The following is a 26,720-nucleotide window of genomic DNA, read 5'->3' as shown; positions in this document are numbered from 1 at the left end:
CGAGCTTTCGAACCGGAAATGTTTATTTTTTCTTCCTTGCGTCCCAGATCGACTGCACTTCCCGCAGCGCGCCCTCACGGTCCAATTGGCCCGCGACGTACGCTTGCAGCGGCTTCGCGAATTCTTGGTTCGAACCGGTCGGCCACAGCGTGTGCGCCCAGGGAACGGTCTTCTTTTCGTCTACGTACCTGCTCAGATCGGAAGCCAGCGGTCCGAGCTCCTCCGTCGTCTCCAAGTCGGTGAACGCCGGGATCAGCTTGAACGATTCCACCAAGTACTTTTGCCCGTTCTCGTGCAACCACGCCAGGAACTTCTTCGCCTCGTCGGCGTTCTTGCTGTTCTTGTTGACGACATAGTAACCGGGAACCCCGACCGGCATTCGGGTATCGTCGGCGTTGTCGGTCAACGGAATCGCGAACATGCCCATGTCGATATCCGGATTGATCTTCATAATCGAATCGATCGTCCATACGCCTTGCTGCATCATGGCCGTCTTGCCGGTCGCGAAGTTGGTCACTTGGTCGTCGTAGCTCACGCCGACCGATTCGGCGCCCTTGCCGTAGTTCAACGTCATGTCGAGTACATCGAAGAACCCGTTCATGTTGGCGACATCGTTCACCTTCGCATCGCCGGCATTGATCCTGTTGATCATGTCTTCCGGATCTTTCTCATACGCGAACGGCAGGTTGAACAAGTGTTGGCCAAGAACCCACCATTCCTTATAGCCTTCCGCGTAAGACGTAATCCCCGCGGCTTTCAGCTTTTCGTTGACTTCCTTCAGCTCGGACAGCGTGGTCGGCACGTTGTCGATGCCGGCTTTCGCGAACAAGTCTTTATTGTAGATAAAGCCGTACCCCTCGAACGCGAACGGGAATCCGAGCTTCTTGCCGTCGACCGTCATGCCCGGAACGGCTGCCTCGGCGACCTTCCCCATCCACGGCTCGTCGGACAAGTCCGCTAACCGATCGGACCAGTCGGCGATATCGGTGAAAGCTTTGGTTGCGAAAATATCCGGCTCGTCCCCGGAAGCGAAGCGCGTCTTCAGGATCGTCTCGTAATCGGTCGTCACCTGCGCGTCGATGACGACATTCGGATGGGCCTTCGTGTAGTCCGCGGCCATCGCTTTGACCTTATCGGTAATTTCAACCTTGAACTGGAGAAGCTTCAAGGTGACTTTCCCGCCGTTGTCCCCCGCATTGCCGCCGGCGTTGCCTTCCTCGTTCCCTGCGTTGTTGCCCGCCCCGTTATTCGCTCCGCCGCCCGCGCAGCCGACCAGTACCATCGTAAACAAAGCGATGATGCTGACGATGGAAAACCATTTTCTCATGGATGATCCTCCTTCATTTGGTTCTGAACTGGTCTTATTGTAACCGCGCGAGGAAATAAGATGCAGGGATCGGGGGCTTATTGTGTTAGAACTCCGATTGCATAAAAAAACAAGCCGTTCCGTAAGGAACGACTTGTTACATGCACGATCCGCGCAACCGATCGGCGTCAATGCATAGGTTCGATCGTCAAGTCGACGTTCGTGAAATAAATCGTCGTCAACCCTTCGTACCCGGAATCCGTGCCGAGTAAAACATACAACTCGCCATTGGCATTGCTTTTGATCTGGAACGTTTTTTCGAAGCGTTTCATTTGGAATCCGTCTTTCTCGGCGTCCGGTTTGGCGAGGTTGCCCAAGAGCGCGACTTCTTTGCCGTCTGTCGATTGATTGCCTTTGTCAAGGTTCAAGCGGTAATGCGAATCGGCGCGGTCTTCGATTACGGACGGTTCGCGGTCGACGACGCCGGCTTTCACGTACACCGAGGAAGCGGGGCTGCCGCCGATGCCCATGGAGCTTTCCGCTTCGCTGGTCGCCAAATCGAAGCGCAATTTCACTTCGTATTCGGTATTCGGCTTCAACCCCTCGGCGCTGCCCAGCTTTTTGGACATGAACATGAACAGGTCGTCGCTGCGATTCATGCCGCTCAGCATCATGCCGGGTTTCTCCGAGCCGTCGGACAGCGTAACCGAAGCCGCTTTCGCGCTGATTTGAAAATCCTGGTCCTGATAGTCTACGGGGAGATCGGCAACGCCGGTTTTCCAACCCCCGTCGCCTTTACTGAAGTCGAATGCGAGATGCGTGGATTTCGATGCGTTCGGAACCGCGATCGATGCCGTGCCGGTCTTCGCATCCCACAATGTTTCCGCACCCATTCTCGCCGCCAACGCCCGAAGCGGCGCGTAAGCGATATTGTTCTTCGAGACGACCGGGGTCGTCAGCGCGAACGGATTGGAATCGATCGTTCCCCACGGCTGATTCGGAACCAGCCGAATGACGTGATCCCCTTTGACGAGTTTGATCTCTTTGGTTTTCCCGTCCCACATCACATCCCAACCAAGCGCTTGGCCGATTTCGCGAACGGGCGCCATCACATAGCCTTGTTGCTGATAAGCGGAAGAAACGCCGGTACTCGAGGTCAGAGTAAACGACTTGACGACGGTATATCCGGATATAGGCTCCATTGCTTGAACCGGGGCGCCGAGCAGTACGGTAGCTAGCAGCGTCGCGGCCATCGCAGTGGAGGTGATTGTCTTTTTCATCATTATACTTCCTTTCTGTGCGTGTTTCGTGTTCTATGACGTAGTCCGCCATCGTATGGTTGCAATCGGGTTCTGGAAATTAGTTCCATGTGTCGATTCCGCGAAAAAGTCCGACACTCCGCCTCCGGATGTATCGGCCCCAAACTACTTTCGATATCAATGGGTCAAAGCTATGAAACTTGTCGAAGCAGCTCGGGATCGTTTCACGCCCCTTTCAAGCGATTCGCCCACCCGATCCGCTACATTCGAACGCTCTCCGGGATCGATCCGAAGATTCGACAGGTGGACCGGGTCCGCCGCCGTTCTGGAGAAGTCTAGCTTCCCATGTAAGACGATATTTCCCGGACAATAACGAGCGCGGGACGGCGAGCACACGGGAGAATTCGAGTACCAATCCGTGAAGCGGATCCCGTCCGATGCCAGCGCATCCAAATGCGGCGTCGAGCATGTTCCGACCCATAGCATCCAAGATCCCCATAACCCAGATCGTCGCAATACATTATAATGAAATTCGGTCGTCGGCGATTCGTTCTCTATGCGGAAAACAGACCCCCGGATCGAAAAGGAAAGTCCGTCGTACCCTTACATTACATTAAGCTCGCTGAGAACGCTGTCATTATCTGTAGGGCCGCAGCCGATCATACGAACCGATGGTTCATGACCGGAAAAACCTCTTGACGACGTCGTATGCCAGCTTCGGACGACGGTACCGATCGACGATGCCCTTGCTGTTCTGGGTGCCGGCCCGCGTCAGCAGCCATCCCGTCCCTTCCGTAACGCGGCAATCGCAGAACTGCCAGATCAACATCCCCGACACATACGAACGGGTCGTGTACGCGGCCAGGTTCGCTTCGATAATATTCCGATACGCGCTTCACATCGACATACTAGAACGGAGCTTCGACCTATAAAATGCCGGCGAGAGTCCATGATGCTTCTTAAACGCTTTGCTGAAATGAAGCTCGTCCCGGAAGCCGCACTCCGAGGCGATCTCCTTCACCGGCGCCCTCGTATGAAGAAGGAACCGCGCCGCGTGCTCCATCCGCAGCCGGAGCAAATAAGCCTTCGGCGGAACGCCGTATCGGTTCGCGAACCACTTCCGAAGGTGCGACGGAGATACGGAATATCGGGACGCCAACTCTTCGATCCGCAGCTCCGCGCCGTATTGCGCTACGATGTCATCCCGGACGCGGCGGACGATCTCCTCCATCGGGTGCCTCGCCGGCGCCCTGCCCCGGTCGGCAAGCTTGGCGATCAGCCGGAGCAGCTCCGTTCTGCACGACAGCTCTCCCTGATCGCTCCCCGGCGCCCAGCCGCGAACGATCGACCGGAACGCCGCGTCGATCTCCTTCCGTTCGGGGCCGGCATAACGCTCCATGAAGGGCAGTCCCAAGTCGGGAATCGATTCCGGTCCATGCCATTGCCGATCGGCGTGTCGCAGCGTCGCCGCATCGAACAGCGCCATCGCGATCCGGACTCCTTCGCCCGGGCTTGCGGCCAGCCGCAGCTCCAGCCCCGGCGCAAGATAAAATAACGTCCCGGGCTCCAACCGGTATCGTTCCCCTTTCGCCGCGAGCGTTCCGAACCCGGACATCACCCAGTATAAGGTATGGCAATCGACGGTTCGCCTCGTATCTTCCCAAGGGCTCTCCCGGAGCTTATCCGTCACGAACAACAGCTTCACCATCGTATCCGCGAACATATTGAAGATTCTCCTCTTTACAAGAAGCGTTTTTTCCATGAAATTCGACTCTTTCCTCCATTGTAAACCAGAAGGAATCTTTTACAATACGGGGAGAACCGATTGAGGAGGTCGCATCATGATCCGAACGTTTCAACCCCATTATCTTCGAAAAACACAGCTGCTGGACGGCGCCTGGGATTTCGCGATCGATCCGGACGACGTAGGCAGGAGGGAGCGCTGGGAGCGACGCTTTCCGAAAAATGCCCGTAAAGCCTACGTCCCGTCCTGTTGGAACAATGAGTCCGACTTGTACGAGTATGAAGGCGTCGCTTGGTATCGCACGACCGTTCATGCCGGCGATGCGGCGCAATATCGCCTCGCGTTTCATGGCGTACAAGGAACGGCGGACATCTATTGGGATGGGGAGAAGATCGCTTCCCATTACGGCGGCTTCACCCCGATCGAATGCCTCGTAACCGACGTATCCCCGGGGCCGCATGCGCTTGTCGTTCGCGCGGACAGTACGCTCGACGAGCTGACGCTGCCTTACCGGATCGTCGACTGGTTCCACTACGGCGGGATTACGCGTTCCGTCGAGTGGCAGCCGCTCGCGGACGTAGTGATCGACGATCTGCGCATCGCGTACGAGATCGAGGAAGATAGCAGCCGCGTGGAAGCGACGTGCGCGATCGCGCTTCGCTCCTTCCTGCCGAAGGAAACCGCCGTGCCGGTCCGCTTGGAGCTGGACGGAGAATCGGTATGGAACGGGGACGCGGTCGTCGCTCCCGGCGGCGTCGCCGCCGTCGAAGCCCGTTTCACCGTCCCGAACGCCCGATTGTGGAACGTCGGCGCCCCTGAGCTGTACTACGTCCGCGCCGTCCTTCCGTATGACGACCGCGTGGAGCGGATCGGCTTCCGGCGGATCGACACCGGGAACAAGCAAATCCGCATCAACGGCAAGCCGGTGTATTTGAAGGGCATCAACCGCCACGAAGAGCATCCGGAGTGGGGCTTCGCCGTTCCTCCCAAGCTGATGCACAAGGATCTGGATATATTAAAAAGGCTTGGCTGTAACGCCGTGCGCGGCAGCCACTACCCGCAAAGCCCCTATTGGCTGGACCTGCTGGACGAGAACGGCATCGTCTTCTGGGGCGAAATTCCGATCTGGGGCGCGCATCTTCCGCTGGAGCCGCTGCAAAGCCCCGTCGTCGCCGAACGCGCCTCGACGATGCTGCGGGAGATGATTCGCCGAGACCGCCACCACGCCTGCGTCATCATGTGGGGCATCCATAACGAGATCGACACCCGTTCCCGAATCGCGTACGATTTCAGCGTGCCGCTGATCGAGACCGTCCGCGGCGAAGACCAGACGCGCCCGATCGTTTACGCCACGATGCACCCCGACGAGGACATCGTCCTTCCGCTCGTCGACATCGTCGGCATTAACAAATATTACGGCTGGTACGGCGGGGACGTCAGCGGCTTCGAAGGCATGCTCGAACGATTCCACGCGCGAATGGAGCAGTTCGGCTGCGCCGACAAACCCGTAATCATGTCCGAGTTCGGCGCCGCCGGCGTCTTCGGCGAAACCGGATTCGAGCCGCGAATCTTCAGCGAGGACTACCAGAACGAGGTCGTAGAGAAAGCGCTCCGCATCTTCCTGGCGGACAAGAACGTCTGCGGCACGTTCATCTGGCACTTCGCCGACATCCGCGTGAATCTCCGCAAGGAGCATCTGCAATTCCGGGACCGCGCCAGAAGCTTTAACAACAAGGGACTCCTTAACGAATACCGGAAGCCGAAGACCGCATTCCGGACGGTACAGGCGATTTACAAGAGCATCCCGTAACGAAAATCAAGCCTCCCCCATGAACCCATGGAAGGGAGGCTTTGCTTATAATACTTTCCGATTGACAGTCTGGCACCGATTCCATAAAATGGACACTATCTTTCGGAAGGGGTGTCCTATGCACCAACCGCCTAAGTCCAACGATGCGCCGAGGAACGACGAACGAACCGTCTCCCTCTGGACCGTGTATCTCTGGTGTCTCTCCTACTTGAGACCGTACCTCTCGTTGCTGCTCCTCCTGCTCGCCTCCATGTCCGTCATCTCCGCCGCGGAGCTGCTCGTCCCGAAATTCGTTCAGCTGTTCATCGACGACGTATTGCCGCATTCGAACCGCGCGTTATTCTATCGACTGCTCCTTGGATTGGTCGCCGTCCTCGCGATCGTCATCGTCGTCGGCATGGCTCAAAATTTGATTCGCAGACAGCTGCAGGAGAAGACTTCGCGCGACGTGCAGTACGCCATGGTTCAACATCTGCGACGGCTCGGCTTCGCTTACTACGAACAGCATCCCGTCGGTCAGACGCTGGCGTTCCTCAACACCGAGGTCGCCTCGCTGCAGAACTTGTATCGCAATCAATTCCCTTGGTTCGTCCAAGGGCTCATCTTCTCCCTCTTCTCCGTGGCGATCATGGTCGCGACCAGTCCGCGCTTATCGCTCATCGTCCTGCCCTGCTTCCTGTTGTACTATATTTTCGGTCCGATGCTGGAACGGAACGCTTCGCTCTCCGGCAAGCGGATGGCCGAACACCGAGTCGAGGAAAATCGGAAAGCGTACGAGAGCGTATCGGCGATCGCGGAGCTTCGGGCGTTCTCCGCGGAGCGATGGGATCTGGGAAGATACGTGCAGAAGCTGAATACGTCCAACGCCAGCATGATTCGAACGTATTGGTACGCGTACCTTCGGGGGACGAACCGGCGGATCACCTACAATATCGGCGGTGTCGCCATCTTCATCTATGGATTTCATCTGCTGCAAACCGGCGGCATCACGGTCGGGAACTTCGTCTCGTTCCTACTCTATTATTTTACGGCGATGCACCGCTTGACCGCCGTCGTGACGAACGTGACCGAGCAGAAGGTGTTAATGTATCAAGCGGAGCGGCTGTACCGGTTCGCGAAGCTGCGGCCGCAGGTGGAAGAAGCGGAGCGGCCGACGCCGCTCGTGCGGGTCGAAGGGCGCATCCGTTTCGAAAATGTCTCCTTCGCCTACCCGGGCCAGCGGAACGTACTGCAAGGTCTGACGCTCGACGTGCGCGCCGGCGAGCGGCTGGCGATCGTCGGCGCGAGCGGCAACGGGAAGTCTACGCTGCTTAAGCTCGTCGGTCGGTTTTACGATCCTACCGAAGGGCGGATCACCCTCGACGACGTCCCGCTGCGGGAGCTCTCGTTCGAGACGCTTCGCGGCGCTCTCGGGTACGTGTTTCAGGATACGTATATCTTTGGGTCTACCGTGAAGGAAAACATCCGCTTCGGCAAGCCGGACGCCACCGACGAGGAGGTCGAAGCGGCGGCGGCGGCCGCGTTCGCGCATGAGTTCATCTCCGCGCTGCCGGACGGCTACGATACGATCGTCGGAGAGCGCGGCGTAAAGCTGTCCGGCGGCCAGAAGCAGCGCATCGCGATCGCCCGCATGATCGTTCACGATCCGGCGATCGTGCTGCTGGACGAAGCGACGTCCGCTCTGGATAACGTCAGCGAAGCGGAAGTGCAGAAGGTGTTCGAGACGTTCCTGGTCGGCCGCACCGTCATCGCCGTCGCGCACCGTCTCTCGACGGTCAGGGATTTCGACCGCATCGCCGTCATCGAGGACGGGCGGGTCGCGGAAATCGGCGGATACGAGGAACTGATGCAGCGCCGGGGTGCCTTCTACCGGCTGGCCTCCGGGACCGAGACGAAGGAGATAGCGGCTCATGGATAATGTACGGTGGTTATGGACCCATGTCCGTAAGGTAAAAGGGATGTTGGCGCTCGCCGTCGTCTTGATGGCGGTCGAAGCCTTTACCAACCTATGGTCCGTCGCATTACAGCAATCTATGATCGACGATGTGTTCGTCGGCGGCCTGTCGGATCGGTTTTGGCCGATCCTGACCCAAATTTGTATCGCCTACCTTGTCTATTCCTTGCTCTTTACTTTCGGTCCTCATGTCATTCATCTGGCCGTCGCGAAGCTGCGCGTGTCGATGGGCGAACAGCTGATGCAGCGCATGTTCCGCATCCCGACCGGGACGCTTCAGCAGAAACGGACCGCGGATTATGTGTACCATCTTACGCACGACTTGAACACTTGCGCGAATTTCGGGGGAAACGACATCCCGAGGCTGGCGCAGCAGCTCGCGACGGCGGCGACGATCGCGGTGATTTTGGCGGGAACGAATATATATATGCTCCTCGTGATCGTCGGATTTTCCGTCTTGTACATCGCGCTCGGACGTCGCTTCGGCCCTTTGCGGAAGAAAGCGTCCGCCGAAGTGAATCGAACCCGTTCCGCGCTGCTTGTTCACCTGGAGGAAGGCGTCTCCTCCACGCGGGAAGTGATCGCCTTCCACCGAACGGAGTGGGAAGCGCGGTCGTATCGAAATAAATTCGGGGATCTCTTCGCCAGTGTATTGGCGGAGGGCAGGCTGATCAACAAGCAATTGCTGGCCTCCGATCCCTTGAAATGGGGGGCGCTTCTCTTCGTCCTCGGCTTCGGCGGCGTCCTCGTCATGGAGCGGCAGCTCTCCATCGGCACGTTCGTCATCGCGGTACAGTTCACGACCCGGATGATGGACTCGCTTAACGGGCTGTATCATTTCGCGATGGAGACGTCGTCGAAGCTCGCTTCCGTCGAGCGCATCCGGAAGGTGCTGAACGGCGACGCGATTCGGGAAGGCGACGAGACGTTGGCGGAACCGGTTCATAGGGTGCGGTTCGACGCGGTCGCGTTTCGATACGGGGATCGGCCTGTGCTCGACGGCATCGATCTGGAGCTCGCGGCCGGGCAGAAGATCGCGCTCGTCGGGTCCAGCGGCAGCGGGAAATCGACGATCGCGAGCGTGCTTGCGCGCTTCTTCGACACCGACGAGGGCGTCGTCTCCGCGAACGGCGTTCCGATCCCCGAGCTTCTACGGGAGGATTGGATGCGGCGCGTCACCGTCGTCTTCCAGGATCCTTATCTGTTCCCGGATACGATTCGGTCCAACCTGCTGCTCGGGCGCGACGATATTTCGGAAGAACGCATGGTCGAGGTGTGCAGCGACATGATGATCCACGACTTCTTCCGCGAGCTGCCGAACGGCTACGACACCGTCATCGGGGAGCGCGGCGTGACGTTGTCCGGCGGGCAGCGACAACGCCTCGCGATCGCCCGCGCCGTGCTGCGAGACCCGGAGATTCTGATCTTGGACGAAGCGACTTCGTCGCTCGACTTAGAGACGGAACGCCAGGTGCAAGCGAACCTCGATCGGCTGCGCCGGGTCCGGATGACGATCGTGATCGCGCACCGGCTCTCCACCGTGCGGAACGCGGACCGCATCTTCGTCATTCAAGACGGCAAGGTCGCGGAGGCGGGGACGCACGAGGAGCTGCTGCGCAATGACTCGGTGTATCGGACGCTCGTGTTGAAAGAAGAGAGGAACGAAGAAGGACAGCTCAGCCCTGCGAATTGAGGGCGGCTGTCCTTTTTCTAATGACGGCTCGTCAGCTCGCCGAGCGTCTGGCTGTAGACCCGTTCAACCGCGAATTCGCGCCCCTGCAGCGTCGTCGTCTCTCCCGGATCCGCGTATCGGCCGTTGCGGCGCGCGGCGGTCTTCGTGCCGGCGCTCTTATTGTAAACGTACGGAATAGCTCCGCACCATGTCTCCTTCTTCGGGACGGGACCTCTCCTGAAACCGGATCTCTTCCTCGCTCATAAAGACGACGGTCGACGTCCTTGTCCCATATGCGTGCGCTTCGCTTCGGACGAACATCGGGGACAGCAGGCGCTCCCATTCCAGCGGAACGCCGGTCCGCGGCAGATGCTCGTCCGGCGCCGGCGCGTCATGACGCAGCAAGTCGAATAGCCGCTCCGTCATGGGGTCACCGTTCCCTTTCAAGAGCTCGGCTAATCCTTCCCGTCCTCGTACGACTTTGGGCCACGGCGTATTCAGCAGATGATTGCTGACCCCGTAGACGCCCGGTTCGAGCCGCTGCGGCGCGTCGCCGACGTTCGAATAATAATATAATTCATCGCGGTCCCAAGCCAGCAAATTATAGCCCGGATAATCGTCGCGGGTACGCGCCGCTTGCTTGATATACTGTTCAGGCGTGACATCGCTCTTCAGATAATCGGCCACCAGCTCGCCTCGGGATCGCTTGCCGGTCGGAACCTCCTGCGGGTTCCGCACGTTGGTCAACGCCGCGAACCGTCCGGTCGTCGTCACGCCCATCCACGTGCCCATCTTCAACAAATCCCTTCCGGCTAGGATGCGAGGGTCGTCTGCCCAATACTGCGCCGGCGCCGTCGGTCTGCCGTAGAATTCGTCGCGGTTCGCCGCCACGATCAATCGATACGTCGGATGCATCCGATACGCGAATAGGATCAAGCACAATGGGATCTACCTGCTTTCTATTTTCATAATCTCCTTTATTAAACCAATAATTTCGCTTGTTCGCTATCTAAACACCGAATTCGAAGAGCGAACGGTCGATCGTTGGCGTGCCGCCCTCGGCGGCCGACGCCTCGATCCAACGTCGGCTACCGCGGAAAGGTCCGAACATGGAAAAGCCGGACAGTTCCACCACTGTCCGGCTACGATCATTTATTCTCTTGTCATCGGCAAGGCTGAATCGCGAACTCGAACTCCAGGTCTTGTCCGGCGACCAGCGTATGCTCGGGATGCACGGGCGCTCCCCAGCTGTCGTCGCCGCCGACGCCCATCTGCTTCCCAGCCACGGTAATGACCGTGTAATGCACGTTCGGAAGCTCGTGACGGTGCAGCGCATGCTCGAGTTCGAACGCCGTATAAGGCGAGATGTTGCATTCCACCGGCGCCGACACCGATGCCACGCGAATGCCCTGTCCGAGCGCGTTCGTCGCGCTGACGCGGCGCACGCCGGTCCGGTTGCCCGATTCCTGCGGCATCAGGTACCCGCTGACATTGCTCGCGGCCGTGTTGCGGAAAATTCCGAGCCTCGCGCCTTCGCGGCGGTCCGAGTAATTCTCCTCCGGACCCATGGCGTACCACTCCAACTGGTCGTAGTCGGCCGGGACGCGGAACGAGACGGCGAAGATCGGCAGCTGCGGCAGCCCTTCCGCGCCGCGGTACGTCGATCGGACGCGCACGGCGCCGTCCGGCGTCACCGTGTACGCGATCGTCGACGCGATGTCCGGATGAATGGAGTACTTGTAGGAATACGTAACGGTCACCGCGCCCGGCTCTTCCTCGACGTCGAAGCCGACCGTCTTCCGCGCCAAGCTCGCGGCGTACCAGCAGCCGGATTCGAAGCCTTGCGCGAAGCCGCGGTCGTTGTCCGTCGTCGCCCGCCAGAACAGCGGCGCGGGCGGAACCGCGATCATCTCCCGGCCGTCGTAGACGAGCGACACCAGGCTTCCCGCTTGCTTCGAGAAGATCGCCTCGAACCCCTCGCCGCGCACGCCGACGTTAACGTCGCCATGGACGACGCGCAGCGGGCCCGGATGCGCAGACGCGGACGATGTCGCCGCCTCGACCCGGAACGCATGCTGTCCGAAAGCGACCTCATGCCCCGCATCGGCCCACCGCTGGTCCTCTCGCAACGTAAGAGCCGCATGAATACAATATTCGCCGGCATCGGCGAACAGCTCCTCGGGCCAGACGACGGCGACGAAGCCTTCTTGCTTCGGCTCGACGGCCAACGCCGCCCGATCGCGGAACAATTCAATCCCTTCCCGGTACAAGACGAGTTCAAGATCATAAGCGCTTGTATTCGTAAACAGGTTGTCGTTGCGCACCGCGACGCCGTCCCGGCTCACGGTCAGCTTTACGTTTTGGTACAAGAACTTCACTTCTTGCATCTTCGGCGACAGCTCGCGGTTCGCGTACACGATCCCGTTCGTGCAGAAGCCATAGTCGGTCGGACGGTCGTCGTAATCCCCGCCGTACGCGAGAAACTCGTTGCCGTACCGATCCTTCTTCGCGATCGCCTGATCGATGAAATCCCAGATGAAGCCGCCTTGATACTTCTCGTACTTCCGCTCAAGCTCCGTGTATTTGTACATGCCGCCGAGCGAATTGCCCATCGCATGCATATACTCGCAGCTGACATACGGCTTCGCCGGATCGCTCGCCAAGTACGCCTCGATATCCGCCGGCTTCGCGTACATCCGGCTCTCCATATCGCTCGTAGCGTCGTATTCGCGATCATAGAATACGCCTTCGTAATGCACGAGCCGGCTCGGATCCTTCGCCTTGAAGTACCGGCTGACGTCCAGGATGACCTCCCCGGCGTACGATTCGTTGCCGCAGGACCAGATGAGAATCGACGGATGGTTCTTATCCCGCTCCACCATCGAGATCGCCCGGTCCAACACGATGTCCCGCCACTCCGGCTTGTTGCCGGGAATGTTCCAGGACGGCTCGACGACCCCCATCTTCTGCCACGAGCCGTGCGTCTCGAGGTTCATCTCGTCGATGACGTAGACGCCATACTGATCGCATAGCTCGTACCAGTAGCTTTGGTTCGGATAGTGGGACGTCCGCACCGCATTAATATTGTTGCGCTTCATCGTCATGATGTCCCACAGCATGTCTTCCTTCGTAATCGCCCGTCCCGTTCGGCAGTTGAACTCATGGCGGTTCACGCCCTTGAAGACGATCCGCTCGCCGTTCAGCCGCATGACGCCGTCCACGAGCTCGAACGTACGAAACCCGACGCTCTGCGGAACGGCCTCGATCAATCGCCCCGCACCGTCGTACACCTGCAGAAGTAACCGGTATAAATACGGACACTCCGCGCTCCACAGCTTCGGACGGTCCGCCTCCATCGTTACAGTCGCTTTCACGCCGGCGGCTTCGACCTTCGCCGAAGCGACCTTCCGGCCGTCCGCATCGAGCAGCTCGGCGACGATCGTCGTTCCCGCCGGCGCATCGCCGAGGAACGTCAGCTCGGCCGCTACCGTCCCGCTCGCGAAGGACGCATCCAACGTCGGGCGAACGAACACGTCGGCGATGTGAATGTCCGGAACGGTATAGAGATAGACATCTCGGAAAATGCCGGACATCCGCCAGAAATCTTGGTCCTCGAGCCAGCTGCCCGTGCTGCGCTGATACACGGCCACGGCGAGCTTATTTTCCCCATCCCGCACGTAAGGCGTCAGCTCGAATTCGGCCGGCGTGAAGCTGTCCTCGCTGTAGCCGACGAACGCGCCGTTCAGCCAGACGTAGAACGCCGATTCCACCCCTTGAAAGGAGATGTACAACGGCTTCGACGCCATCGTGTCCGGCACGCGGAACGTCTTCGCGTAAGAGCCGACCGGGTTCCGATCCATCGGAATTTCCGGCGGACGAATGTCGTTCGCCCCGTCCCACGGATACATCGTATTCACGTACTGAGGGCGTCCGAACCCTTGGAGCTGGATGTGCCCCGGTACCGTTATATTTCCCCAACCCGAGCAATCGAAATCCGTTTCGTGGAAGCGTTCGGGACGGCTCGCGGGGTTCGGCGCGTAATGAAACTTCCAGCTTCCGTTCAGCTCGTGCCGCATGCGCATCGGGCCGCCCCGCTTCGCCTCCTCCAGCGTCGCGTAATAGCGATGATCCGAGCGGGCCGGCAAACGATGAACCGCGAATATACTAGGGTCCGCTAGCCACGATAATGCAGGTGTTCTTGTCATGATGGGATACGCATCCTCTCTTGCAACGATATTGCTTCCTTATTTCACGGAGCCCGTCATGCCGGCGACGAAGTGCTTCTGCATGACGAAGAACAGCGCCGCGGTCGGCAGCGTCGCGATGACGATCGCCGTCATGATGACGCCGAAATCCGGCGCATAGCTGGAGCCCAAATTCGAGATGAGCAGCGGGATCGTTTGATTTTCCGGGGACTGCAGCACGACGAGCGGCCACATGTAGTTGTTCCAGCTCGCCATGAACGTAATGATCGCCGCCGCCGCATACGTCGTCTTCATGGTCGGAACGTAGATGCGGAAGAATAAACCGAGCTCGTTCAACCCGTCGATCCGGCCCGCCTCGAGCATATCTTTCGGGAACATCTTCGTGCTCTGCCGGAAGAAGAAGATGAGGAACGCCGTCGTCACCGTCGGCAGCACCGCGGACGTCAGCGTATCGATGCCGATCGAGGGCATCATCTGCGAGATCGACCCGAACATGCGGAACAGCGGAATCATAAGCGCCGCGAACGGAATCATCATCGAGAGCAGCAAAATAGTAAAGACGATATCCTTCGCCCGGCTGCGGAACACCTCGAAGCCGTAGCCGGCGAGCGACGCGATCAGCATCGCGAGAACGGTCGTCGAGATCGAAATTTTCGCCGAATTGAGCAAGGCCGGCACGAGATCGACCGTCTCGAGCAGCGAGGACAGGTTGTTGCCGAAATGCCCGCCCGGCAGCAGCCGCCCCTGCGTAATGTCCACCGACGCGTTCGTCGAGCTGACGATCATCCACAGGAACGGGAAGATCGATACGAGCGAGATGACGGACAGCGCGATGTAGGTGAAGAGTCGTTTCGTCTTACCCATTTCGATCACCTGCCGCTTTGAATTGAATAATCGAGAAGACGATAATCATGAGGACGATCGCGTACGAGACGGTCGCCGCGTAGCCGAAGTCCGGCGTGTATTTGAAGGAAAGGTTGTAGATGTACTGGGAGATCGACATCGTCGCGTTCCCCGGTCCGCCTCTCGTAATGTTCATGACTTCGTCGAACAGCTGCAGCGTCCCGATCGTCGAGGTGATCGACGTAAACAGAATGATCGGCTTCAGCATCGGGATCGTAATCTTAAAGAATTGCTGTACGGCGTTCGCGCCGTCGATTCTCGCAGCCTCGTAGATCGAGTTGTCCACGTTCTGCAGCGCGGATAAATAGAAAATCATATTGTAGCCGGTCCAACGCCACGTAATCGCGAGAATGATCGTCATCTTCGCCCAGAACGGGTGCGTGATCCAAGGAATCGGCTCCGCGATGATCGATAAGTTCATCAGCATGAGATTGACGAGTCCGTCCGTGCCGAATAAGTATTTGAAGATGACCGAATACGCGACGAGCGACGTCACGCACGGCAAGAAAATCGCGGTTCGGAAGAAGCCCTTGAATTTCAGCTTGCTGTCGTTGAGCAGCACGGAAATAAACAACGCGAGCACGATCATGACCGGAACCTGAATCACGAGGTAGATGACCGTGTTTTTCACCGCAGTTAAGAACGTCGGATCCTTCAGCAAGCGAGCGTAATTGTCCGCCCCGACGAATTGCAAGTTCGTGCCCGTGCCGGATTGGAAGGACATGATCAGCGCTTGCGCCATAGGGTAGAAATAAAACAAACCGATCATCGCGACGGCGACGATCACGAACGCCCAGCCGATCGCAGCCTGCTTCGCGCGAGTCCGCCTACGAGTCGCCGGGATCGTAATCCCCGTACCTGTATTGGTGGTCATCCCGCACCCTCCTTTGTAATGGACGAGCCCCGGTTCCCCGAGGCTCGGTCGTTGGTATTCGGTTATTTCAGCTGCGTCTCGGCTTGCGCTTGCGCGTCGGTCAGCACTTGATCGATGTCTTTGCCGCCCAAGTAATTTTGCATCTCGACGACCATGATGTCTTCGATCGCGTACGTGTGGAGTCCGTAGTTGACTTGCGGAATTCGTTCCGTCCAAGCCGAGAAGTCGGCGAGAATCTTCTGTCCGCCGAAGAACTCGTCGGCGATCTGATACGCGTCGCCCTCGGCCGCTGGCTTATAGGTGCCCATAGCGCCGATATCCGTAATGAACTTCTGGTACATCTCGACGTTCGAGCCGAACGTCTTGCCGAGGAAGTCCGCGGCTTGCTCTTTCCCGTCGACGTTCAACACGTACCAGGAGCTGCCGCCGAGGTTCGACGCGTTGACCGAACCTTCGATGCCCGGAAGTCTCGGCTGCGGTACGACCGCCCACTTGCCGGACTGCGACGCTTCCGCCTTGACCGACGGCGTGATCCAGTTGCCCGTCGGCACGCTCGCGACGTCGCCGCTGTTGAAGCCTGCGAGGAATTGGCTCCAGTCGGAGTTCGGCTTCACGAGATCCGCGTCGAGCATCTCCTTGTACACTTGGAACGCCGTCTTGAGCGCTTCGTTGCCCGCGAGGTTCGGCGTGACGCCGTCTTCCTTCAGATACCACGAGCCGCTCGATTGAATCATCATGCGGATGAGACCGAGATCGTTCGGATCGAGCGAGAGCATCTGCTTCCCTGTCGCTTCTTTCACCTTCTTGCCGATCTCGATATATTGATGCCAATCGATGTCCTGCAAGTCCGCTACGGAGTAGCCGGCTTGCTCGAGATAGTCGGTTCTGACGTACAGCCCGGTTACGCCCGTATCGAACGGGAGGCCGTAGTTTTTGCCGTCCAAGCTCGTCGGCGCGATCTTATACGACGCGAAGTCGTCCGGGTTGAACGAACCCGTCAGCTCGTGGAAGGCGTCCGGGTACGCTTGCAGGAAGCTCTGCGCGCGATAATCCTCGATCAAGACGATGTTCGGCAGACCCTTCGTCGTACCGGAGCTCAGGCTTGTGTTGAGCTTCTGGATAATATCGTTCTGCGCGTTCTCGATGACGTTGATCTTCAGGTCCGGGTTGACCGAGGCGTACGCCTCCTTCGCGATCTCCATCGCCTTGATGTTGAAGTTCGGGTCCCATGCCCATACTGTAATTTCGCTTGCCGCCGCCGCGTCGCCGCCGCCTTCGCTTGCATTGTCCGTCGCTTGCTCGCCGCCGTTCCCGCCGGAGCAAGCCGTCAGCAGCATCGTGCCGCCCAGCAATAATGCGAGTGCTTTCTTCATTCGAATGACCCCCATCTTTTTCGAAAATGTCCTTGTAAGCGTTCCCGCTCGACTAACGTTATGGTATCATCCCGCCGGGCGGCATCGTTAGGACGATCTCGGTCAAAGTTGGCGATATTTCACGAAGCGTTCCGACCCGAGAGCGACATCGAATTTGTACTATTTTACGATTTAGGACGATTTTTCGATTGTTTTGGCCGGAAGCCTTACGTGCACCGTCGTCCCTGCGCCCGGCTCGCTCGTAATGGCGACGCCGTACGCGTCGCCGTAGATGAGCCGAATGCGGTCGTGCACGTTCCGGACGCCGATGCCGGAGAACCGCTGTCGCTTGCGCTGCGGAGCGGGCAGCCCGCCGCCCCCTACGAGCTCCATGCCTTCCCCGTTGTCGGACACTTCGCCGCGCAGCTCGTCGCCTTCGCGCCAGACGAAGACGTTGATGACGCCCTCCGTCTTCCGGTTGAAGCCGTGGAAGAACGCATTTTCGAGGAACGGTTGGAACAGCAGCTTCGGCACCTCGCAGTCGAGACAATCCGGCATGACGTAATAATTCACAGCGATCCGGTCGCCGTACCGCTTGTTGTTGATGAGCACATAGTGCTTCAAATTGTCGATCTCCTCCCGGACGGAAATCGTCTCGTTCGCGTTGCCGACCGTATTTTGCAGCAAGGAGATGAGCGCGTGGATCGTGTCCGCGGCCTCCTCCTTCCCGCCCTGCTGCACCATGAACTTGACCGAAGTGAGCGTGTTATACAGAAAATGCGGATTGATCTGCTGCTGCAGCGCCGCCAGCTCCGCCTGCCGCTGCTGCTTCTGCGATTCCATCAGCTGCTCCACATATTCGTGCAGCTCGTCCAGCATCGCGTTGAACGCGACCCCGATGCGCCGCGTCTCGTAGGTGCCCGTCACGGCAACATATTGATGGAAGCCGAATTTCGGGGCGCTCGAGATTTGCTTGACCAAGCGCGACAACGCCTTCGTAATTTTCCGAGAGGTTAAAAATACGATGAAGAGCGCCGCCAACACGATGCCCATGCAGATGAGCGCGATCGTCCGCTTGTCGATGAACTGACCGATAGCCGAATCCCGGTCGATCAGATTGATCAGATACATATCGTAGACGGGCAAATATTCCGCCATGACGACATGCTCCTTGCCCATAAAGTCGGCCGTCATGTATGCGCCCGCTTCTCGATCCAGCAATTCCCTTGCGTACGTCAGCAGCTCGTTCGACGGCCGGCCGATCCATTCCTCTCGGTTGCTGGAGACGATTCTCCCCATGGCGTTCAGAATGACGACGTCGTTGCCGGGGCTCGTATATTCGGCGTAGAACGTCCGCAGCTCTCGCTCCGGCACCGCGAAATACATCGAGCCGTAGACGAGGCCGGACAGCCGGTCCATTAACCCTTTGGTCGCGATCACGACCCACTCCGTCCCGCTCGCCGCGTCTTCGCTCGGGAAACTGTCGACGCCATAGAACAAACTGCGCGGCGCTTCCAGCGTACGTTGGAGGATCGGATGGGTCGCCAGCTCCTCGTCCGTCTTCGGCCAATACGACCGATTCGACGTATAGCTGACGCCGTTCACGCCCGTGACGCCGATGCCGACGTCATAGGCGCCGAGGCTCGTCGCGGCCCGTCTCACCTGCTGACTGAGGTGGAAGTACGCGCTCATCAGCTGCGCGTCCGAGAGCGACTCCGTCAGCGATCGCTTCACCGTCGAGTTCTGCAGCAGCGAGTTGGAGGCGAGGACGACCGAATAGTGGAACGATTCGAAGCTGTCCCGAACTTGATCCATGACTTTGGCGTTCGTAAATCCGAACGTCTCAATATAGAAGCGCTCCGACATGCGGATCGTCGTCCACGTCACGAGCACGGACACGGCGACGACGCTGACGACCGTAATGAGGAACATGCGGAGGAATAAGCCGTTTTGGGTGAGGCTTTCGCGGAGCGTCTTCATAGATCGCCTTCCCTGAATTGTCTTCGATATTGGCTGGGGGATAGCCCCATGTGCTTCTTGAACACCTTGCAGAAGTAGCTGTGATCCGAGTACCCGACCATCCCGCTGATTTCCGAGATCGCTGCCGCGTCCTTGCTCAGCAGCTTGCACGCTTCCTCCACCCGAACCTTATTGACGTACTCCGCGAAGCCTTCGTTCGTGCGGGAGGCGAAATAACTGGATAAATAGGAGGGGCTGAAGTGAAACCGCTTCGCCATCTCCCCGAGGCTGAGCGGTTCGGCGTAGTGCTCCGAGATATAGTCCATCAGCTGCTTGATCTTCGAGGAGCCGAGTCGTTGCTGGCTCTGCGTCTCGTGAATATACCGCTTCGTTACGCGGAGGAACAGCTCCAGCGTACCGACGACCTCTGCGGCCGTGCCCGCCTTGTCGATCGACGAGATGTACGCGCTCTTCATCTGCGACAGCTTCTTGACATCGTACTCCATATTGCCGAGGAGCACGATAATATTGAAGATAATGTTGCCGAAGAACGTCTTGAATTCCGACACTTCCATCGTATAATCGGTCGCCAGCGCCGACGCGTGATGCTCGAGATAGTCGAACGCCGTCTCGAAATGTTCCCGCTTCAGCTCGTTCGTAAACCAGTCCAGCTGGAAGCTCTCCGACGCCGGCTTCCGTTCCGGAAGCAGCTCCGGCGCGAGGAGCGGCATGTTCGGCAGATAGAAGCGGTACTGCAGCTGCTTGACGAATCGCTTCCGGTAGATGGCGCCGAGCTGCAGGAAATCCTCGAAGGGCTCGCCGAAGACGAATCCGACCGTCGGTTCGGGGTCGGTCACCCGCGGCGCCGAGGCGACGGCGTCTTGCACCGATCGCTCCTCTCCGCCGAGTACATAGACGACCGTGTACGGATTCGGTTGAAATCGATGAAGCACGAGGTGCCCTAAGGCAGCGTCCACCGCCGCTGCGGCCCACGCTCTCGTCTCGCGCGGCGCTAGAATCGTCTCGCCTAGCTGCCGGTGCCGCAAATCGAGCCCCAAGAACCGATAACTAGGATGGCGGAAAGGCTCGACGCTCTCCGCATCGACCTCGAAGCCGGAGACGAGCCGATCCACCGCGTTCTCGACGGAGAGACTCGGCTGCGACGCATCGCCCTTCCCGGCGAGGGACGGAATCCGGCCGGCGGCCTTCTTCAACACTTGGAGCAGCTCCTCCGTCTCGAGCTTCGGCTTCAGAATATAATCGACGGCTCCGTTATGGAACGCAGCTCGGACGTAATCGAAATCGCCGAAGCTGCTCAGGATGACGATCTGGATGTCGGGATATAACGAATTCACTTGCTTCGTCAGCTCTTCCCCGTCCATGATCGGCATGACGATATCGGTCATCAGAATATGCGGCCGCGTCTCCGCGATGAGCTCCAGCGCCTGTTGACCGTTCGCGGCTTCCCCGACGATCCGGAAGCCTTCCCGCTCCCAGTTCATATAATGTTTAATCCCTTGTCTGATCAACGTTTCGTCGTCTACGATCAGCACTTTGCATAATTCTCTCTGCGTCAAGTCGTTCCCCTCCAAACACGAGGCATGCGTTCGATTCCGATTAGAACCTATCATGCCCGTTTCGCGAATGCAAGCGCCGGGGCGCCCCCCATTTTACCGAAACGCCACCCCATACCCGAGTTTACCTAACCCTGTTCGGTGACTGATTAGCGGTAGAAAAAAAGCCGGATTCAATGGACCTTGTCCTTGAATCCGGCACGATAGGTTGTTGCGGCTATACTTCCGCTCTCTCTACCTCTCGCTCCTTCGAACGATCTTCATTGAGCGATCTCGTACTTTCCCGGACGACCAGCTCCGGCTCGATCACGGTCAGCTTCCTAACCTTTTCTTTCATGATGAGCTTATGCAGCACTTGCACCGCGTTGGCTCCTAACCGATCCATATGCTGCTTCACCGTCGTCAGCTCCGGGTAAATCGCCGAGGCCAACGGAATATCGTCGTAGCCGACGATGGAAATTTCCCCCGGCACCTGAATCCCTGCCTTCATAGCCGCCTTGAGAGCGCCGACCGCCGTGAAATCGTTAACGCAAAACACGGCCGTCGGTCGATCCGGCTGGGACAGAATCCGCACCATGGAGCGTTCGCCCGACACCATCGAAAAATCCCCGTACAGCACCCTGTCGGCAGGAACCTTGAGACCGTTGCGCTCCATGATGCGCTTGAACGCCCTGACCTTCTGCGCCGTCGTCGACATGTTGTCGTTGCCCGCGATGAAGGCGATCTTCCGATGCCCCGAATCGATTAAATATTGCGTGGCGATTTCCGCCCCTTTGCTTTCGTCCGTAATGACGCGGTACAGCGAGGTGCCCGGCAAATTGCCGTTCACTAACACCAGCGGGATCCGGTTCGCCGTCTCGACGACTTCTTCGACAAGCTCGGGTTTGCACTTCGATAAGTTAATGCGTCCCCCTAGGAAAATGATTCCGTCCACTTGCTTCTCCCGCAGGATATGCAAATATTGCGATTCTCGATCGTAGTTTCCCAACGTATCGCACAAGAAAAAGGTATATCCCATATCTCGGGCGACTCGCTCGATCCCGCTGAACACTTCCGGAAAAAAGGGGTTCGTCACATCCGGAAGAATGACGCCGATCGTCCCCGTCTCCTTCTTCGATAAACTGCGCGCCAATGCGTTCGGTTGGAACTGGTACTGATCGATCAACTGCATAATTTTCGATCGCGTGCTATCTTTCACGGGCGCCGTATTGTTCAGCACCCGAGAAACGGTCGCGACGGATACCTTGGCTTCTTTCGCGATATCGTAAATGGTCACTTGCTTCAACCGGCACACCCCCGCTTCTACTTAAAATTTTATTTAGTATAACAAACTTTTCGGAAAATGTAACGGGTTTCACTAACGATCCCGCAAAACGAAGAGAGCCTCAGACGGGCTTCGGCTCTCCTGTCCCAGCGTATTCGTTCGTTTCCGGAGTTCCCCTTCCCGGTCTTACTCCGGTATGCTTACATCCTCTCCCACTGCCTTGCAGACGGTTCGTCGAACCGCAAGCGAACGCGCTCCGGCGAACGCCCTTCCTCGTCGAACAGGACCAGTTCATTGTTCTCCTTCAGCCAAGCCATCGGAATTTTATAATCCTCCTGCGGGCCGATCTGCCAATACCGTCCTAAGTTGATCCCATTCAGCCACAGGCTTCCTTTGCTCATGCCCGTGAGCCGCAGCTTCAGCTTCGCATGGACCGTTTCCGGAAGGTCCGGTCTTGCGAACTCGCAGGAATGCCATGCCGGAACTCCCGCGCCCGCGAGACCCGCCGGACCGTCGCCGGGCGTCCCATCCTCTACGCAAGCCATGCTCCACTCGCGAATCGCCTCCGCGGAACGATAAGCAAGAAGCTGCAGACGCTGCATCGGCGCCTTGACGTACGGCATCTCGATCCGGTTATCGCCCTGTCTCATATACGGAGAGATGTCGACGGAGCGGTGCGCGAACCAGTTCTGGTACCCTTCGAGCGGGACTTCCTCGCCGTTAATGTAGAGCGGCGCGCTCACCGCTCCGACGAGAACGGCTCGGTCCTGTCCCTCGATGCGGAACGTGCGCGATAAGAGCGGATGCCCATCGATCTGTACGACCTGATCCAGATGCACGACCGCTTCCTCCCCATTGCTCCAGCCCCTGCGTACATCCAACGTCGTTCCGTTCACGTATCCCGTTGCGAACAAGCCCTTCGGTTCTCCGAGGTCCGGCGAGAAGTTCAGCCTTCCCATGTGCTGCACGAGCAGCTGCACGAGGTTGCCCCCTTCCCGCAAGCGCAGCTCGACGGAGGCGGACCCGACCTCGCGAAGGAGCGCCGCTTCCGTTCCGTTCACGTACACGCGCGCGGTATCCTGAAGCTTCGGCAGGATCAACGTCGTCGGGCCGTCGGAGTCCCTCTCGATTCGACAGCTATACAGCAAGTAGCCGAACGGTCGGGAGAAGCTGGAGAAATCCTGCGGCTGAACGCTCGCAACGCCTTGTACCGAGCCGAGATCTAGCGTCCTAGTCCGCCATTGTCCTAATACCGGAGGCTGCAGGTCGCCGTTCGCCGTTTCCCTAACGCTTGCTTGCATTCGTCCGTTCATACCGATGTTCACATCGTTGCACCCGAACATCCACTGTCCGTCGCCGATGCGCCATGTCCGATCCATCTCGTCCCTATTGAGGACGATCAACCGCAGCGGCTCGCCCCCGATCGCGACCTGAACGCGCTGCGGTTCGCTGAAGTGATAAAAGTCGAAGGAAACCGTTCGCCGATCCGGACTGACCGCGGCAAGCAGCAGCCGCTCGTCCGCGACCCGAATTTCTTCGTCGGCGCTCAATTCCACCATTGATCGCTGCCCGTTCCGCGCATACACGATCAACGTTCGAACGCCGTCGACGATTTCGTTGCAGGCGATCCCGGTCGTGCAGGTCAGACGGACGCCCTCGCGAAGCTCGAACCGATCGAGGACCGGGACGATTTCACCGGGGTTGACGAGCACCGGAATCGTCCTCCCGTCCTCCAGCGTCAGGTGGAACGTCTCCCGTTCCGTCTTGGCGCTTTCGACGAACAGAAGCCTCTGGTCGTTCAGCTTTCTGCCGCGGACCGTAACCCCCGGGGACGCCTTGACGCCCGACACGTCCGCCGGCTCCGAGGCCAGCAGGAACGGTTCGATCGCGCGCACCCAATACGAAAACCGTTTCGCGGCGAAATATTTCGGCGTCGTTCTTCCGTATTCGTTGAGCGGCGCGTCGTAATCGTAGGACGTGACCATAAAGATATCGCTGCCGCCTACCGTCCTGCCGCCATACCCGGCGAAGTTCGTTCCGCCGAAGAACATGTAATGATTGATGCCGCTAAAGCCCGCTTGAACGGCTTCGAGCATGCGCTTCTCGTACAGCTGCGGCGTCTTCTGGGTGGCGGCGGGCGCCCCCCAATGCTCGAACCACCCGCTCCAAAACTCCGTCACCACCTTCGGCGCGTCCGGCTGCTTCCGGACCAGCTGCTCGTAGTGGTGGTCCGCTCCGCTCCAGAAGTTCGCGCCTTCGATCGCGCCTTCGACGCCGCCGACGCAGGTGATGAGCGGCACGTCGATGCCTCGGCGGATCAGGCCGTCCCGCAGGTGGCTCAAGTAGCGGCGTCCGCGTTCGTCGTCGCCCAGATAGCCGTATTCATTTTCGACCTGCACCAAAATGACAGTGCCTCCCGCGGAGAGTTGGCGCGAGCGAAGGACGTCCACGATCCGATCGAAATACAAATCCACGTATTTCAAATACACTTCGTTGTATTCCCGAAATTTCACGCCCGCCTTCCGGCCCAGCCACCAGGGGAAGCCGCCGAAATCCCACTCCGCGCAGATGAACGGCCCCGGACGGGCGATGACCCACAGCCCGAGCTCGGCGCACAGGTCCAGGAACGCTCCGCAGTCCGCATCGCCCTCGAAGTTCCATTCCCCTTCGTTCGGTTCGTGCACGTTCCAAGCGAAGTAGGTGTCGATGCAATTCATGCCGGCGAGCTTCGCCTTACCAAGAACCTCTCTCCATTCCTCCTTCGGCATCCGGAAATAGTGAATGGCCGCGCTGCTCAGGAACACGCGATTCCCGTCGATGATGTAGCTCTTGCGATCGTATGCGATCTCGGACGTCTGTCGTGCCGCGTAGATGATGCTCAATAGATTCGCCTTCCTCTTCATGTTGTAATGGTTACCCTATCCGACGATGCCCGACTGTTCGAAGTTTTCGACGATCCGCTTCTGCGCGGCGAAGTAAATGACGAGCAGCGGAAGGAGGAAAATGATCGCCGCCGCCTGCTTCACGGCGTCGAACGCGAAGGTCGTCGCTCCCGGCACGTCGTACCACGTTCGAATCGCGAATAAAATGTTGTTCACGTTCGCCGGCGCGAACGTCGTCGCCAGCTTGATGCTTACGTAGGGTCCGTTCGGGTGGAAGTAACCCGTATAGTACGTGTCTCCGTAGTTCCAGACGAAAGCAAGAATGCCGACCGTCATGATCGCCGGGACGGCGTTCGGCAAGCCGATCTTGAAGAACGTCTTATAGAAGCCGCAACCGTCGATATAAGCCGCTTCCTCCAGCTCCTTCGGCAACCCCTTGAAAAACTGCCGGAAAATAAAGACGAACATGCTTTGCTTGACTCCGAACCCGAACAATGCGATCAAGTACAACGTATAGGGCTGGTTGATCAAGTCGATCGTACCGCCGGTCGCGGCCGAGACGATCCCGAAGACGTCGAAATGCTTGAAGTTTAAATATTGGGAAATCAATAGCGACTGCGGCGGAACGACGAATGTCACGATGACGAGAAACATGACGAGGTTTTTCCCCCAGAAGTCGATCCGTCCCAGCGAATAGCCCGCGATGGCGCACATGAAGATTTGAATCGCGGCGATCACGGCCGCGTATCCGACCGATTGCAGCATCGGGATGCCGTTGCCGAACACGAGTCTCATAGCCGCCTGAAAGCTGACCATGGACATCTCGATCGGCACCCAAATGACGTCGGGATTCCCCAAATCCTCCAGGTCGTTAAAGACGAACGGAATGAGCTTGATCAACGGATACAGGATTGCGAACCCTAATCCGATCACTAAGGAATAGAACACGTACCCGAACACGATGCTTTGAAACTTTCGTTTGACCAGATCGGCGTTCGTCCGCGCTCCGACCCGCACGTCACTTTGCAGCATGGCTTCCCTTCACCACCAAGTTCAGGATAAACATCAATAAGAGCAAATCGATTAACACGTTGACGAGATACACCACCGACAACGCGGAGCCCACGCCGATATTGTTCTTGTTGAAGGCAAAATAGTAAATTTCCGTAGAAATCGAAGACTTCAAGAACATGTCGACGAACGTATAAATCAATGCGAAGAGCGAAATGTTGCCCACCAGCGGCAGCGTAATTTTCCAGAAAATCTCGTAATTGTTGGCGCCTTCGATCTTGGCCACCTCGTACAGCGACCGATTGATCGACTGCAATCCGGCTAGAAAGATCAACGTCTGCACGCCGGTTTGGGAGAGGAGCATAAAAATATTGCTCGCCAAGTCGGAGATGAAAAACGTAACCTCTCTTGGCAGGAACGTATACGTCCGCAGAAAATCGATCAGCATCTCGCTGTCGAAGTTGTTGTTGACGACCGCGTCAGCCACATCGCCGCCCGTCGTGACCATAATCAAATCGACGACGACCTTGAGCCCCAAGACGATCGGCAAGAAAAACACGACCCGGGCGAGACCTTGCCCCTTGAACTTCACGTTAATCAAGATCGCGCAAAACAAGCTGAAGACGACGATGACAGGAGTGTTGATAAAAATATTGATGTTTTCGTCCGCGAATACCCTTAGGAATTGCTGGCTTTGACTAGAGACCTCCTGGTGAAAAAGATTCGAGTAATTCCGAAGTCCGACATATTCGAGCGTCATCCCCCCGGTGTCGGCTACCCCTACTTGGTGAAAGGAGTACTTGATCGTGCTCACCAGCGGCGTGACGAAAAACAAGGCGAACCCGATCAGCCACGGCAGCACGAAGACGATGCCATGAATCTTCTTCATATTTTTATAAGAAACTTGCATCTTCCGAGTCTTGCCCGCTGCACCCTCCATATCATGACCTC

General features: G+C 58.2%; 17 protein-coding genes and 2 pseudogenes. 3 read left to right on the top strand and 16 right to left on the bottom strand.

Annotated features, from left to right (window positions below; genetic code table 11):
* Positions 1–22: 22 nt before the first annotated feature.
* From RIN49_RS23270 to RIN49_RS23250, 4 genes and pseudogenes are all read right to left on the bottom strand, one after another.
* A complete protein-coding gene (locus tag RIN49_RS23270; protein ID WP_309122540.1) occupies positions 23–1,327 on the bottom strand; it encodes an ABC transporter substrate-binding protein in 1,305 nt (434 codons plus the stop codon).
* A 167-nt stretch (positions 1,328–1,494) separates the two neighbouring features.
* A complete protein-coding gene (locus tag RIN49_RS23265) occupies positions 1,495–2,586 on the bottom strand; it encodes a copper amine oxidase N-terminal domain-containing protein (RefSeq protein ID WP_309122539.1) in 1,092 nt (363 codons plus the stop codon).
* A gap of 655 nt (positions 2,587–3,241) precedes the next feature.
* Positions 3,242–3,448: pseudogene (locus RIN49_RS23255) on the bottom strand (beta-glucuronidase); the annotation flags it as partial.
* 12 nt (positions 3,449–3,460) lie between these two features.
* Positions 3,461–4,288, bottom strand: a complete 828-nt coding sequence (locus RIN49_RS23250; RefSeq protein WP_309122537.1) for a helix-turn-helix transcriptional regulator — start codon at positions 4,286–4,288, stop codon at positions 3,461–3,463.
* Between the two features lie 118 nt (positions 4,289–4,406).
* On the opposite strand from RIN49_RS23250, the gene RIN49_RS23245 reads away from it, so the two are divergent.
* The 3 genes from RIN49_RS23245 to RIN49_RS23235 all read left to right on the top strand — a co-directional run bounded on the left by RIN49_RS23245 (position 4,407) and on the right by RIN49_RS23235 (position 9,766).
* Positions 4,407–6,119, top strand: a complete 1,713-nt coding sequence (locus RIN49_RS23245) for a glycoside hydrolase family 2 protein (RefSeq protein ID WP_309122536.1) — start codon at positions 4,407–4,409, stop codon at positions 6,117–6,119.
* A gap of 118 nt (positions 6,120–6,237) precedes the next feature.
* Positions 6,238–8,037, top strand: coding sequence for an ABC transporter ATP-binding protein (locus RIN49_RS23240; RefSeq protein WP_309122535.1), 1,800 nt, complete (start codon positions 6,238–6,240; stop codon positions 8,035–8,037).
* The gene (locus RIN49_RS23235; RefSeq protein WP_309122534.1) at positions 8,030–9,766 is read left to right on the top strand and encodes an ABC transporter ATP-binding protein; all 1,737 of its coding nucleotides are present in this window, start codon (positions 8,030–8,032) and stop codon (positions 9,764–9,766) included. The genes RIN49_RS23240 and RIN49_RS23235 overlap by 8 nt, the downstream gene beginning before the upstream one ends.
* A gap of 20 nt (positions 9,767–9,786) precedes the next feature.
* Here RIN49_RS23235 and RIN49_RS23230 read toward each other — a convergent pair.
* The 12 genes and pseudogenes from RIN49_RS23230 to RIN49_RS23175 form a co-directional block, all read right to left on the bottom strand.
* Positions 9,787–9,918 (bottom strand): annotated as a pseudogene (locus RIN49_RS23230) (ASCH domain-containing protein); the annotation flags it as partial.
* Positions 9,919–9,922: 4 nt separating this feature from the next.
* Entirely contained in the window at positions 9,923–10,687 is a 765-nt protein-coding gene (locus tag RIN49_RS23225; RefSeq protein WP_309122533.1) for an NRDE family protein, read from the bottom strand.
* 221 nt (positions 10,688–10,908) lie between these two features.
* Positions 10,909–13,950 (bottom strand): beta-galactosidase, LacZ type, encoded by a 3,042-nt coding sequence (lacZ, locus tag RIN49_RS23220; RefSeq protein WP_309122532.1) that lies wholly within the window; start codon positions 13,948–13,950, stop codon positions 10,909–10,911.
* Between the two features lie 39 nt (positions 13,951–13,989).
* Positions 13,990–14,814, bottom strand: a complete 825-nt coding sequence (locus RIN49_RS23215) for a carbohydrate ABC transporter permease (RefSeq protein ID WP_309122531.1) — start codon at positions 14,812–14,814, stop codon at positions 13,990–13,992.
* Positions 14,807–15,727 carry a carbohydrate ABC transporter permease gene (locus RIN49_RS23210; protein WP_375295278.1) on the bottom strand — a complete coding sequence of 307 codons (921 nt, stop codon included), beginning with the start codon at positions 15,725–15,727 and terminating at the stop codon, positions 14,807–14,809. The genes RIN49_RS23215 and RIN49_RS23210 overlap by 8 nt, the downstream gene beginning before the upstream one ends.
* Positions 15,728–15,789: 62 nt before the next feature.
* On the bottom strand, positions 15,790–17,100 hold the full coding sequence (locus RIN49_RS23205) for an ABC transporter substrate-binding protein (RefSeq protein ID WP_309122530.1): 1,311 nt from the start codon (positions 17,098–17,100) through the stop codon (positions 15,790–15,792).
* Positions 17,101–17,271: 171 nt separating this feature from the next.
* Entirely contained in the window at positions 17,272–19,059 is a 1,788-nt protein-coding gene (locus RIN49_RS23200) for a sensor histidine kinase (RefSeq protein WP_309122529.1), read from the bottom strand.
* The gene (locus RIN49_RS23195; RefSeq protein WP_309122528.1) at positions 19,056–20,615 is read right to left on the bottom strand and encodes a response regulator; all 1,560 of its coding nucleotides are present in this window, start codon (positions 20,613–20,615) and stop codon (positions 19,056–19,058) included. Before RIN49_RS23195 ends, RIN49_RS23200 begins: the two co-directional genes overlap by 4 nt.
* 214 nt (positions 20,616–20,829) lie before the next feature.
* Positions 20,830–21,897: a LacI family DNA-binding transcriptional regulator gene (locus RIN49_RS23190; RefSeq protein ID WP_309122527.1), complete on the bottom strand. Its 1,068-nt coding sequence runs from the start codon at positions 21,895–21,897 to the stop codon at positions 20,830–20,832.
* Between the two features lie 179 nt (positions 21,898–22,076).
* Entirely contained in the window at positions 22,077–24,758 is a 2,682-nt protein-coding gene (locus tag RIN49_RS23185) for a beta-galactosidase (RefSeq protein WP_309122526.1), read from the bottom strand.
* Positions 24,759–24,794: 36 nt separating this feature from the next.
* The gene (locus RIN49_RS23180; RefSeq protein WP_309122525.1) at positions 24,795–25,790 is read right to left on the bottom strand and encodes a carbohydrate ABC transporter permease; all 996 of its coding nucleotides are present in this window, start codon (positions 25,788–25,790) and stop codon (positions 24,795–24,797) included.
* On the bottom strand, positions 25,777–26,709 hold the full coding sequence (locus RIN49_RS23175; protein WP_309122524.1) for a carbohydrate ABC transporter permease: 933 nt from the start codon (positions 26,707–26,709) through the stop codon (positions 25,777–25,779). Before RIN49_RS23175 ends, RIN49_RS23180 begins: the two co-directional genes overlap by 14 nt.
* Positions 26,710–26,720 lie beyond the last annotated feature (11 nt).

The organism is Paenibacillus sp., from assembly GCF_031177825.1.
Taxonomy (GTDB): domain Bacteria; phylum Bacillota; class Bacilli; order Paenibacillales; family YIM-B00363; genus Paenibacillus_AE.
This window is presented reverse-complemented; position numbering and strand designations above follow the sequence as displayed.

Excerpts from the sequence above, each read along its gene's own strand:
- RIN49_RS23265 (WP_309122539.1), bottom strand. The coding sequence starts at position 2,586 with ATGAAAAAGACAATCACCTCCACTGCGATGGCCGCGACGCTGCTAGCT.
- RIN49_RS23175 (WP_309122524.1), bottom strand. The coding sequence starts at position 26,709 with ATGGAGGGTGCAGCGGGCAAGACTCGGAAGATGCAAGTTTCTTATAAA.
- RIN49_RS23240 (WP_309122535.1), top strand. The coding sequence starts at position 6,238 with ATGCACCAACCGCCTAAGTCCAACGATGCGCCGAGGAACGACGAACGA.
- RIN49_RS23210 (WP_375295278.1), bottom strand. The coding sequence starts at position 15,727 with ATGACCACCAATACAGGTACGGGGATTACGATCCCGGCGACTCGTAGG.
- lacZ (WP_309122532.1), bottom strand. The coding sequence starts at position 13,950 with ATGACAAGAACACCTGCATTATCGTGGCTAGCGGACCCTAGTATATTC.
- RIN49_RS23200 (WP_309122529.1), bottom strand. The coding sequence starts at position 19,059 with ATGAAGACGCTCCGCGAAAGCCTCACCCAAAACGGCTTATTCCTCCGC.
- RIN49_RS23250 (WP_309122537.1), bottom strand. The coding sequence starts at position 4,288 with ATGTTCGCGGATACGATGGTGAAGCTGTTGTTCGTGACGGATAAGCTC.
- RIN49_RS23215 (WP_309122531.1), bottom strand. The coding sequence starts at position 14,814 with ATGGGTAAGACGAAACGACTCTTCACCTACATCGCGCTGTCCGTCATC.
- RIN49_RS23180 (WP_309122525.1), bottom strand. The coding sequence starts at position 25,790 with ATGCTGCAAAGTGACGTGCGGGTCGGAGCGCGGACGAACGCCGATCTG.
- RIN49_RS23270 (WP_309122540.1), bottom strand. The coding sequence starts at position 1,327 with ATGAGAAAATGGTTTTCCATCGTCAGCATCATCGCTTTGTTTACGATG.
- RIN49_RS23235 (WP_309122534.1), top strand. The coding sequence starts at position 8,030 with ATGGATAATGTACGGTGGTTATGGACCCATGTCCGTAAGGTAAAAGGG.
- RIN49_RS23245 (WP_309122536.1), top strand. The coding sequence starts at position 4,407 with ATGATCCGAACGTTTCAACCCCATTATCTTCGAAAAACACAGCTGCTG.
- RIN49_RS23205 (WP_309122530.1), bottom strand. The coding sequence starts at position 17,100 with ATGAAGAAAGCACTCGCATTATTGCTGGGCGGCACGATGCTGCTGACG.